This window comes from Rhodococcus sp. TAF43, from assembly GCF_052113525.1.
Taxonomy (GTDB): domain Bacteria; phylum Actinomycetota; class Actinomycetes; order Mycobacteriales; family Mycobacteriaceae; genus Prescottella.
The window spans coordinates 34,224-45,583 of sequence record NZ_JBFRDL010000022.1; the positions used below are offsets into that span (position 1 = coordinate 34,224).

The 11,360-nt window shown below is 68.8% G+C and carries 10 protein-coding genes; 9 read left to right on the top strand and 1 reads right to left on the bottom strand.

Annotated elements, in window-relative coordinates; translation table 11 throughout:
- Positions 1–28 precede the first annotated feature (28 nt).
- A complete protein-coding gene (locus AB4Z09_RS15265) occupies positions 29–649 on the bottom strand; it encodes a GNAT family N-acetyltransferase (RefSeq protein ID WP_114719281.1) in 621 nt (206 codons plus the stop codon).
- 162 nt (positions 650–811) lie between these two features.
- Here AB4Z09_RS15265 and AB4Z09_RS15270 point away from each other — a divergent pair, with 162 nt between their 5' ends.
- From AB4Z09_RS15270 to mraY, 9 genes are all read left to right on the top strand, one after another.
- Positions 812–1,429: an SAV_6107 family HEPN domain-containing protein gene (locus AB4Z09_RS15270; protein ID WP_254622548.1), complete on the top strand. Its 618-nt coding sequence runs from the start codon at positions 812–814 to the stop codon at positions 1,427–1,429.
- 204 nt (positions 1,430–1,633) lie between these two features.
- Positions 1,634–2,074, top strand: a complete 441-nt coding sequence (locus AB4Z09_RS15275) for a DUF3040 domain-containing protein (RefSeq protein ID WP_114719282.1) — start codon at positions 1,634–1,636, stop codon at positions 2,072–2,074.
- A 531-nt stretch (positions 2,075–2,605) separates the two neighbouring features.
- Positions 2,606–3,037 (top strand): division/cell wall cluster transcriptional repressor MraZ, encoded by a 432-nt coding sequence (mraZ, locus tag AB4Z09_RS15280; RefSeq protein WP_114719283.1) that lies wholly within the window; start codon positions 2,606–2,608, stop codon positions 3,035–3,037.
- Positions 3,038–3,310: 273 nt separating this feature from the next.
- A complete protein-coding gene (gene rsmH / locus AB4Z09_RS15285) occupies positions 3,311–4,327 on the top strand; it encodes a 16S rRNA (cytosine(1402)-N(4))-methyltransferase RsmH (RefSeq protein ID WP_114719284.1) in 1,017 nt (338 codons plus the stop codon).
- Between the two features lie 5 nt (positions 4,328–4,332).
- Positions 4,333–4,995: a hypothetical protein gene (locus AB4Z09_RS15290; RefSeq protein ID WP_442240124.1), complete on the top strand. Its 663-nt coding sequence runs from the start codon at positions 4,333–4,335 to the stop codon at positions 4,993–4,995.
- Positions 4,996–5,126: 131 nt separating this feature from the next.
- Positions 5,127–6,896: a peptidoglycan D,D-transpeptidase FtsI family protein gene (locus AB4Z09_RS15295; protein WP_114719286.1), complete on the top strand. Its 1,770-nt coding sequence runs from the start codon at positions 5,127–5,129 to the stop codon at positions 6,894–6,896.
- A 209-nt stretch (positions 6,897–7,105) separates the two neighbouring features.
- Positions 7,106–8,746: a UDP-N-acetylmuramoyl-L-alanyl-D-glutamate--2,6-diaminopimelate ligase gene (locus tag AB4Z09_RS15300; RefSeq protein ID WP_174911018.1), complete on the top strand. Its 1,641-nt coding sequence runs from the start codon at positions 7,106–7,108 to the stop codon at positions 8,744–8,746.
- Positions 8,743–10,269: a UDP-N-acetylmuramoyl-tripeptide--D-alanyl-D-alanine ligase gene (locus AB4Z09_RS15305; RefSeq protein ID WP_174911016.1), complete on the top strand. Its 1,527-nt coding sequence runs from the start codon at positions 8,743–8,745 to the stop codon at positions 10,267–10,269. Before AB4Z09_RS15300 ends, AB4Z09_RS15305 begins: the two co-directional genes overlap by 4 nt.
- Complete coding sequence (gene mraY / locus AB4Z09_RS15310; protein WP_114719288.1) at positions 10,266–11,360, top strand: phospho-N-acetylmuramoyl-pentapeptide-transferase; 1,095 nt, start codon at positions 10,266–10,268, stop codon at positions 11,358–11,360. Before AB4Z09_RS15305 ends, mraY begins: the two co-directional genes overlap by 4 nt.

Sequence of the window (11,360 nt, forward strand, 5' to 3'; positions counted from 1 at the left end):
GCGTCAGCGGCTCTCGTGAACTCCGGTATCACAGCGGCAACCCCCGTCCGAGAACAGCGAACGGTCGGCGATCGCCCGCGAAGGTGAAGTGGCGGACGACGTCGCGGAACCCGGTGCGCCGGTACAGGCGCCAGGCCCGGTTGTCCTCGTCGTCCACCTCCGGGGTGGAGAGCAGTACGCCACGCTCCGGGCGGTCGGCGAGCAGGCGTCGGAGCAGTCGCTCGCCCAGGCGGTGTCCCTGCGCGTCCGGATGGACGTGCAGTTCGGTCAGCTCGAAGTAGCTACCGAGAACGTACGAGATCTGCTCCCGGCTCCACCCGGTCGCCTGCATCCCGTGCCGCACCTGCTGCTGCCACCACTGATCGGGGGCGCCGCGATAGCCGTAGGCGATCGCGACCAACGGTGCCGGGCGGTCGGGGAGTTCGGGATCGGCCTGTACCGCGCCGACCGCGCGCCATCCGGCTCGCTGCATGTGCTCGGTCCACATGGGTGCGCGGTGGTACTCGGTTCCGCGGGGGTATCCCATGGCCGCCACATAGATCGACAGCGCCTCGGGAAGCCGGGCACGCATGTCGGATACCGACAGGTCCACGACGACCGGAGCGGACTCCGGATTCGTGTCGGGGCTCTCGCCGGTGCTCGCATCCATGCGCGGGCTCACCCTTCTCTCTTGACGACATGTCGGTGGGGCCAGTTATATTGAATAGGTCGAACGCATGTTCGATATGGCCGATCCGGTGATGTTCGAGGGAAGCGAACATCACCGGATCGGCGGTCCCGAACTTCGGAGCGTTGGGAGGTGCTCGAAGTCATGTCGAAGGTCGTGCCTGAAGTTGCGCGGGGTGTCGGTGCTGTCGGTGCTGTCGGAGCTGCGGATGCCGAAGAGGTGGTCGAGCGCGAGGCGGTGCCGAAGCGGCGGTCGATGTCCGGGCGGTCGAGGATCGCGGCGACCGGTTGTGGATCGTCCGGGCGTCCTGCCGTGTCGGGTTCACCGGTCGGGCCGGCGGGGCCGGTGTCGGCTCCGATGTCTGCGGTCGCGTTGTTGCGTCGCGCGGACGGTCTGCTGTCGGAGGCGGCGGGTGCGGTCCAGGCTGCGGAACGATTCCGTTGTGCGTACCTCGGGGCACTCCGTGGTGCTGCTGCGGTCCTCGCCGGGGTGGAAGGGGCGGCGAACTCCGGTCGGGCGAGGCGGCCTCGGTCCCGGAGCGCTTGGGTCCTCATGGCGCGRGCGGCACCGGATTTCGTGGAGTGGGCCGACTACTTCGCCCAGCATTCCGCGCTCCGGGCCTCGATCGAAGCCGGTGTGACGCGAACCGTGACGGATGCGGATGCGGATGCGTTCTATTTCGAGGTGGGGAGGTTCCTCACTGCGGTCGAGGATCGCCTCGGGGCGACGAATCGGGGCGCTGTTTCCGGGCTCTCGGCGTAGCGTGGATGCGGTGATTCCGGACACGTTCACGGGCCCTTCTGGTGGGGCATACCGGATTGTCGCCGATTCGGTGGGAACTCGTCGACGGAGTAGGTGGTCAGAGGAGGACTCTCCTCGTATTATTGAATTCAGGTAACCGCTAGTCCGTTACCCACCTCTCCGCACCGCGGCGAGGTGCCAACTCTTAGTGCCGGGGGAGGTACCGTGCCACTCTCCGAGCACGAGCAGCGCATGCTCGATCAGATCGAGAGCGCTCTCTACGCCGAGGATCCCAAGTTCGCGTCCACGGTGAGGGGCGGGCGAATGCGTGCCCCCGCTGGAAAACGTCGATTGCAGGCGGTGGCCCTCTTTGCGTTGGGTCTCGTCCTGCTCATCGCGGGCGTGGCTCTGGATGTGTTGTGGTTGGGCGGATTCCCGATCGTCAGTGTGATCGGGTTCGTCGTTATGTTCGGTGCCGGTGTGCTCTTCCTGTTCGGTGGAGGGAAGGGGCATCTGGCAGCGGTACCCGACGGGGACGACCCGTCCGGTGAAGGGCCGGGTGCGCGAGGATCGCATCCGCGTAAGCCTCATGGAGGCAAGAAGTCCGGCGGCGGATTCTCGTCCCGGATGGAGGATCGCTTCCGCAGGAGATTCGAACAGGAGTAGCTTCCGGCGTCAGAAACGCCCAGGCTCTCGAAACGGCGATGGCGCGACCGCAAAGGTCGCGCCATCGCCGTTTTTCGTGCGGTCGGCGCGTCCGCGGTGGCCGTGTCGGTCCGTGTGGGTCCGTGGCCGATCCCTCCCGCCTCACCCACAGTTCCCCACACGTTGCCCCCACATGTCCCCACTGCCTGCTCCTGCCGCCGGTGGGTTCGATCCGAGGTTCTGCTATCGCAGGGAGGCGGAGCGTTGAACTGGGGTTTTCTCGGCCGGCCGAGTGCGGGCCCTCCGTCGGGGCCGGGGAGGCTCTCGTGTTTGCGATCACGTGGGCGGAAACGCCCCACTTCGAGCCATGCCCGGTGATCTGCGGTTATTCGCGCGCAGATGTCAAATCGGCCCCCCGATCGGATTGAAAGTGGAGGAAAGTGGGGTAATGTGGTGCGCAGCGGATCGCGTGAGTGACCCGCCAGAATGCAGGGCGATACCGGCCGGTATCGACCACACATTCGCCACAGGGCCCCGGCGGGAGGTGTCGAGATGTTTCTCGGTACCTATACGCCGAAGCTCGACGACAAGGGGCGACTCACGTTGCCTGCGAAGTTCCGGGACGCGTTGGCGGGAGGGTTGATGGTCACTAAAGGGCAGGACCACAGCCTTGCGGTGTACCCCCGTGAGGAGTTCACCGCGCTTGCGCGTCGTGCGTCAGCGGCTTCCCGAAGCAATCCGCAGGCTCGCGCATTCGTGCGTGCGCTTGCATCGGGAACCGACGAGCAGCATCCCGATGCCCAGGGACGGATCACGTTGTCTTCCGACCATCGTCGCTATGCGGGGTTGTCGAAGGACTGCGTGGTGATCGGATCGGTCGACTTCCTCGAGATTTGGGACGCCCAGGCATGGGAGTCCTACGTCGCGGAGCACGAGGAAAGCTACTCACAAGCCAGAGACGAGGCGCTCGAGGGGATCTTCTAGCCCACCGACGCCACAGGCGAGTGCCGCGAGGCCTCTGCCCGAGTGTGACCCTGACGCACTTCCCCAGCGCCAGGTTCACCGCCGGGACCCTGACGCACTTCCCCAGCGCCAGGTTCCTCGATCGGACAGGGACCTCGAGGCATTCGCTCTCCCGGAGAGTGACGTTCGCGAGTTTCGTTGCAGCGCATCAGTCGACGACAGCCCGCCGAACCACCTCTTCGGACCMCCAACCACGTGCAAGCCCCACAGCATCGAGCAGGAGCCGGAGGAACCATGGTCGACGGCGAGGACGACACCCGGTCCGTCCCCGGCGAGTTCGGTCATGTCCCGGTGCTGCTGCACCGCGCGGACGACCTTCTCGGGCCGGCACTCACAGCCCACAACCCCCTCGGCGAGGGCGCGGTCATGATCGACGCGACACTCGGTCTGGGTGGGCACTCCGAGCATTTCCTGCGGACCTATCCCGGCCTGCATCTCATCGGGCTCGATCGTGACCCCGAGGCGCTCCGCATCGCGTCCGAGCGCCTGGCCCCCTATGCGGGCCGCACCACCTTCGTGCACACGCGCTACGACGGCATCGTCCACGCGCTCGAGGAGGCCGGCCTGGACCCGATCGGCACGGTGCACGGCATCCTGTTCGATCTGGGTGTCTCGTCGATGCAGTTGGACGAGGCCGAGCGCGGATTCGCTTACTCGGTCGACGCGCCGTTGGACATGCGGATGAACCCCACGACGGGGATCACCGCGGCCGAGGTGCTCAATACCTACAGTCACGGCGAGCTGGCGCGCATCCTGAGCACGTACGGCGAGGAGCGCTTCGCGGGGCGGATCGCCTCCGAGGTGGTACGCCGTCGTCAGAAGCAGCCGTTCACCACCAGCGCCGCGCTGGTCGAGCTCATCTACGACGCCATCCCGGCAGCTACGCGCCGCACGGGTGGCCATCCCGCGAAGCGCACCTTCCAGGCACTTCGGGTAGAGGTCAACGGCGAGCTCGATTCGCTGCGAGCCGCGATCCCCGCTGCCCTCGACGCGTTGGCGGTCGGTGGTCGGGTCGTGTTCATGTCGTACCAGTCGCTCGAGGACCGAGTGGTCAAGCAGGAGCTGACGCCACTGTCGAAGTCGAAGACGCCTGAAGGCCTCCCGGTGGAACTGCCGGGTATGGGGCCGGAGTTCCGGATTCTCACGCGAGGAGCGGAACGTGCGTCCGAACAGGAGATCGAAGACAACCCGAGAGCAGCGCCCGTGCGTCTGCGGGCAGCGGAACGAATCGCCAGGAGGGCTGGAGCGTGACTGACATGACGGTTCGGATGACGTCCACCGGTATCGGGTCCGCGCGTGTCCGGCGGTCCAGTGCGGCGCAGAAGGCATACGAGCGCCGGCAGCAGCGGGCATCCGTCGTGGGCGGCGCCCGGCCGACCTCGACGGCGTCGACTCCGTCGTCGCCGCGCGCGATCGTGGCCCGGATCCCGTTCGTGGCCACCATCATCGGCCTGCTGTGCCTCGGTCTCGCGACGACTCTGCTGTTGACGACACGGTCCGCCGAGRATTCGTACCAGCTCGCGGACGCGCGCGCTCACAACCAGGGCCTGCGCGAGCGGACGGCGGCGCTCCAGCGTGACGTCGCGGCGGGCAACTCGGCGCCGGTGCTCGCGGAGAAGGCTGCCGAGCAGGGGCTGATCCCGGTGAAGGATCCAGCGCGACTGGTCGTGTCCACCGACGGCAGCGTCGAGGTGATCGGCACTCCGAAGCCCGCCGAGGGTAAGCCGGTCGCTCCGCTGGACCGGACGCCTCCGCCCGTGGCCGAGCCGGCGGCGCCTCGGGCGACGCCGCCTGCCCCCGCGACCGCGCCTCCCGCCGCCACGCCGCCGCCCGTCAACGACGGCCGGATCCAGGCTCGCGGTGAACAATTGACGCCTGTGACGGTGATCACTCAACCCCCGGCGGGTGCTCGGCAGTGACGTCGGTGGGTGGACGCACTCCCGCCTCACGTCCGCGTCGGCCCGCACCGCCGCGGAGATCGCGGGGGCGTAAGCCCGCCGCGAGGCGCACCGATTCCTTCGGGTTCCGTCTCAAGTACGGCCGCGCGACGATGCTCATTGCACTCGGGGTCGTGGCGGTGCAGTTGCTGTGGGTCCAGGGGATCGACGCGCCCCGGTTGTCGGCGGAGGCCGCGAATCAGCGCACGACGACCGTCACCCTCCCGGCGGTTCGGGGTGCGATCCTCGACCGGAACGGCAATAAGCTGGCCTACACCCTCGATGCCAAGGCGCTGACGTTCCAGCCGGTGCGTGAGCGCAAGCGGATGGAGGAGGAGCGTGCCAAAGACGAGACCGGCGAGACCGCTCCCGATCCGGACACCCGGCTGAAGGAGATCGCGAAGGGGATCCACGAGCGGCTCGGCGACACGGTCTCGGAGAGCGAACTGCTCGACAAGCTGCGCAGCAACGAGACGTTCGTCTACCTGGCCCGCAGTGTCGATCCCGCGGTGGCGGCGGACATCGCCGACGAGTTCGAGGAAGTGGGACTCGAGCGGCAGGACATTCGCGAGTACCCGGGTGGTTCGCTAGCGGCGAACATCGTCGGTGCAACCGGGTGGGACGGACACGGACTGCTCGGGCTCGAGGAGTCGATGGATTCGACGCTTGCCGGCAACGACGGTTCCGAGACGCACGACCGCGGGTCCGACGGTGCGGTCATCCCCGGCAGTCGACGAGATCTGCAGCCCGCGGTGGACGGATCCAACGTGGAACTCACCATCGACTCCGACCTGCAGTACTACGTGCAGCAGCAGACGCAGCAGGCCAAGGACCTGTCGGGTGCGAAGAACGCGTCCGTGGTGGTGCTCGACGCGAAGACGTCCGAAGTCCTCGCGATGACCAACGACGGCACGTTCAACCCGGCCATCGGCGTCGGGAACAACCCGCGCACCGCCCAGATGGGCAACCTGCCCGTGAGTTCGCCGTTCGAGCCGGGATCGGTCAACAAGATCGTGACCGCGGCCGCGGCGATCGAGTACGGGCTGACCACCCCCGAGGAAGTGCTCCAGGTCCCCGGTTCGATCCAGATGGCCGGTGTCTCGGTCAAGGACGCGTGGGCGCACGGCGTCGCGCCCTACACCTCGACCGGCGTCTTCGGAAAGTCGTCGAACGTGGGCACGCTGATGCTCGCCGAGCGGGTCGGGGAGGAGCGCTACGCCGAGATGCTGCACAAGTTCGGACTCGGCCAGCGCACCGACGTCGGCTTGCCGGGCGAGAGCGCCGGCAACGTCCCGGACCTCGACGACTGGTCCGGCGGTACGTTCGCCAACCTGCCGATCGGCCAGGGTCTGTCGATGACGCTTCTGCAGATGACCGGCATGTACCAGGCGATCGCCAACGACGGCGAGCGGATCGCTCCACGGATCGTCAAGTCGACCCTCGCGCCGGACGGCTCCCGGATCGAGACCGAACGCCCCGAACCGGTGCGGGTGGTGAGTGAGCAGACTGCGCGTACCACTCGTGACATGTTCCGGTCGGTCACCCAGAAGGACCCGATGGGCTACCAGCAGGGCACCGGGCCGCAGGCGGGCGTCGACGGCTACCAGATCAGTGGCAAGACCGGTACCGCGCAGCAGGTCGACCCTGCCTGCGGGTGCTACTCGAACTCCAACTACTGGATCACCTTCGCGGGCATCGCGCCCTCGGATGATCCGCGTTATGTCATCGGGATCATGCTCGACGCGCCAGTCCGCGGTATCGACGGCGGCGGGGGACAGTCGGCCGCGCCGCTGTTCCACAACATCGCGTCGTGGCTCCTGCAGCGGGACAGCGTTCCGCTGTCACCGGACCCGGGTCGGCGGCTGGTGTTGCAGGCCGATTGACACCGTCCGGGCCGCGTCCCGCCCGTCGGGGTGACGATTCCCACGTAACCGGTGTGTACCGAACATGGTGGGTCGTGCCCGTGGCGCCGCCGCCGGTAATCTGACACGTCGGTCTCCGTCCGCAAGGATGGACACGACCGAACGAACCCCGAACCGAAATTCGATTCCGAGAGGACCCACTGCCTGTGCATCCGAGTCCGCAGCCATCCATGCCGGGTGCGGCGCCGGGGAGCGGTCTTCGCCCGACGAACCCGCCCCGGACCGACCTGGAAGACCTGGCCGACAAGGTCGGTGCCCGGATCGAATGGCTCGGATCCGATCGAGTGGACCGGGACGCGGCTGTGCCGACCACGGTCACCGGCGTCGAGTTGCGGGCGCAGTCGGTGCTGGCGGGCGATCTGTTCGCCGCGCTGCCGGGGGCGCGTGCTCACGGCGCCGAGTTCGTGGGGTCGGCCGTCGAGGCCGGCGCGGTGGCGGTGTTCACCGACGACGCCGGTCTGACGCTCGTCGCCCGACAGTTCCGTGAGTCCACCGACGTCCCCGCGTTGCCGGTGCTGGTGCACCCCGAACCACGGCGGGTGCTCGGCGAGGTCTCGGCCACGATCTACGGCCATCCGTCGGAGCAGATGCAGGTCGTCGGCATCACCGGAACCTCGGGCAAGACGACGACGGCATATCTGATCGAGTCGGGCCTCGCGGCGGCCGGTCGCAGCATCGGGTTGGTCGGCACGATCGAGACCCGCGTCGCGGGGGACCGAGTGCCGAGCGCACTCACCACGCCGGAGGCGCCGCAGTTGCACGCCCTGTTCGCGGCGATGCTCGAGCGGGGGATCGACACCGTGGTGATGGAGGTGTCGAGTCATGCGCTGGCTCTCGGCCGGGTCGACGGCGTTCGGTTCTCGATCGGTGCGTTCACCAACCTGTCCCAGGACCATCTCGACTTCCACCGCGACTTCGACGACTACTTCACGGCGAAGAGCCGCCTCTTCGCGGCGGATTCGACGGTCCGTGCGGAGCGCGCGGTGATCTGCATCGACGACGAGTGGGGGGCGCGGATGGCGGACATCGCCCGCCGCGCGCACCCGAACCTTCCCGGCGCCGTCGCCACGGTCGCCACCAGCGGACCGGGTGACTGGACCGCGGGGCGGGCCGAGGCGGTGCCGTCGGGTAGCCAGGTCTTCACGCTCACCGGGCCGGACGGGACGACGCACTCGGTGTCGCTGCGTCTGCCCGGGCAGTACAACGTCGCGAACGCGGTGCTGGCCGTGGCGGTCTGCGCGGCGGCGGGCGCGGACGTCGACGCGGCGATCGCCGGAATCGGCGGGGTCGACGTGCCCGGCCGTGTGCAGCGGGTCGAGCGCGGGCAGGACTTCCTGGCCGTCGTCGACTACGCCCACAAGCCCGCTGCGGTCGAGGCCGTGATCGCGACATTGCGGGGGCAGACCGACGGCCGGATCGCGGTCGTCGTCGGCGCCGGCGGCGACCGCGACACCGGCAAGCGGGCCCTGATGGGCGAGGCCGGGGCCCGCGGCGCGGACCTTTTGGTGATCACCGACGACAATCCGCGCACCGAGGATCCGGCCACCATCCGGGCCGCGCTGAGGGAGGGCGCGCTGTCGGTTCCGGCGGCCGAGCGGGGTGAGGTGCTCGAGATCGGAGACCGCGGTGAGGCCATCGCCGCTGCGGTCCGCTGGGCCCGCTCCGGCGACGTGGTCCTCGTGGCCGGCAAGGGCCACGAGATCGGCCAGGAGATCCACGGGGTGAAGTACCCATTCGACGACCGCGAGGTTCTGGGAGAGGCGATCGATCGGATCGCCTCCGAAGACCCCGCACACGGAGGAAACGCATGATCCCGATGACGCTCGCCCAGATCGCACAGGCGGTCGGCGGGACGCTCCACGATGTCGACGATCCGTCGGCCACCGTTTCGGGAACGGTGGAGTTCGATTCCCGCAAGGTCACACCGGGTGGGCTGTTCCTGGCGCTGCCGGGCGCGACGACCGACGGGCACGACCACGCGGCCGCTGCGGTGGCGGCGGGCGCGGCGGCCGTGCTCGCGGCCCGCCCGGTCGGTGTCCCGGCGATCGTGGTCGAGCCGCTCGGCGCGTCGGACAACGGCGCGTTGGCCCTCGAACACGACACCGACGGCTCCGGCGCGGCGGTACTCGAGGCGCTCGCGAAGCTGGCGCGCGTGAGCGTCGACCGGCTCACCGCCGACTCGGACCTGACCGTCGTCGGGGTGACCGGTTCGTCCGGCAAGACCTCCACGAAGGACCTGCTGGCGGCAGTTCTCTCGCCCCTCGGGTCCGTCGTGGCCCCGCCCGGTTCGTTCAACAACGAGCTCGGGCATCCCTGGACGGCGCTCCGGGCCGACGCCGACACCCGTTTCCTGGTCCTGGAGATGTCCGCCCGCGGACGCGGGCACATCGCGGCCCTCGCGAAGTCCGCCCCACCGCGCATCGGTGTGGTCCTCAATGTGGGCACGGCGCACCTCGGCGAGTTCGGTTCCCGCGAGGCGATCGCCGACACCAAGGGCGAGCTGCCGGCGTCGCTGCCGACCGCCGCCGAGGGGGGCGTCGCGGTGCTCAACGCCGATGATCCGCTGGTCGCGGCGATGGCGCAGCGGACCCGGGCACGCGTCGTGCTGGTGGGCCAGTCCGGCGCCGCCGATGTCCGCGCGACCGACGTCCGCCTCGACGATCAGGCGCGCGCCAGTTTCACTCTGACCGCCCCGGCCGGCAGCATCCCGGTCACGCTCGCGGTGCACGGCGAACACCAGGTCGGCAACGCGCTCGCGGCGGCCGCCGTCGCGCTCGAGTGCGGGGCGACGCTCGACCAGGTCGCGGCGGCGCTCGGTTCCGCCGGGCCGGTCTCGGCGCGTCGGATGGAGGTCCGCGATCGGGCCGACGGCGTCACCGTCGTCAACGACTCGTACAACGCGAACCCGGATTCGATGCGTGCGGCGATCAAGGCGCTCGTGTCGATGGCCCGGTCCGGTCGTGGTCCGGCACGCCGGAGTTGGGCAGTCCTCGGCGAAATGGCGGAACTCGGACCAGAATCAGTGGTCGAGCACGACGCGATCGGACGGTTCGCGGTGCGCCTGGACGTGACCAAGCTGATCCTCGTCGGAGCCGGTCGGCCCGTCCGCGCGATGTACCAGGGAGCGGTGATGGAAGGTTCTTGGGGTGACGAGGCGGTCCACGTGCCCGACGGTGCGAGTGCGATCGCGCTGCTGGAGCAGGAACTGGAGGCCGGTGATCTCGTACTGGTGAAGGCTTCGCAGTCGATCGGACTGTGGGAGGTCGCGGACGCGGTTCTCGACGCGCCGACCACCGACGCCGCGCAGATCACCGATTCGGAGGCGCCGCAGTGAGGCAGATCCTCTTCGCCGCGGGCATCGCCCTCGCGGTGTCCATCCTGCTGACGCCGGTCCTGATCAAGGTCTTCTCGCGGCAGGGCTTCGGGCAGGAGATCCGGGTCGAAGGCCCGGCGAGCCATCAGGCAAAGCGTGGTACCCCCACGATGGGCGGCGTCGCGATCCTCGCGGGAATCTGGGCCGGCTACTGGGGCTCGCATCTCATCGGCATCGGCTACGACGCCGAGGGGCCGACCGCGTCGGGCCTGTTGGTGCTCGGTCTGACCACCGCGCTCGGTGGCGTCGGGTTCCTCGACGACTTCATCAAGATCCGCAAGCAGCGCAACCTCGGTCTGAACAAGACGGCCAAGCTCGTCGGCCAGTTGGTGGCGGCGGTCGTGTTCGGCATCCTGGCGCTGCAGTTCCGCGGCGGCAGCGGTCTGACCCCGGGCAGCGTGCACCTGTCGTACGTGCGCGACATCGCCACTGTCAGCATGGGATCGATCGTCTTCATCCTGTTCTGCTACCTGCTGGTGAGCGCGTGGTCGAACGCGGTGAACCTCACCGACGGCCTCGACGGTCTGGCGGCCGGTTCGATGAGCCTCGTGCTCGGCGCATACGTGATCATCACGTTCTGGCAGTACCGGAACGCCTGCGTCGACGGGCCGGGCAGCCTCGGTCCGTCGAAGGGCTGCTACGACGTCCGTGATCCGCTGGACCTGGCGTTGCTGTGTGCCGCCGGAGCCGCGGCATGCATCGGCTTCCTGTGGTGGAACGCGGCGCCGGCGAAGATCTTCATGGGCGACACCGGTTCGCTCGCGCTGGGCGGCATGCTGGCCGGCCTGTCCATCACCACCCGCACCGAGCTGCTCATGGTCGTCATCGGCGCCCTGTTCGTGGCCGAGGCGGCGTCGGTGGTCATCCAGGTGGCGGTGTTCCGATCGAGCCGACGGCGGGTGTTCCGGATGGCGCCGTTCCACCACCACTTCGAACTGGGCGGCTGGGCCGAGACCCAGGTGATCATCAGATTCTGGTTGCTGGCCGCGATCGCGTCCGCGATCGGCCTCGCACTGTTCTACAGCGAATATCTCGCGGCGATCGGGGACTGA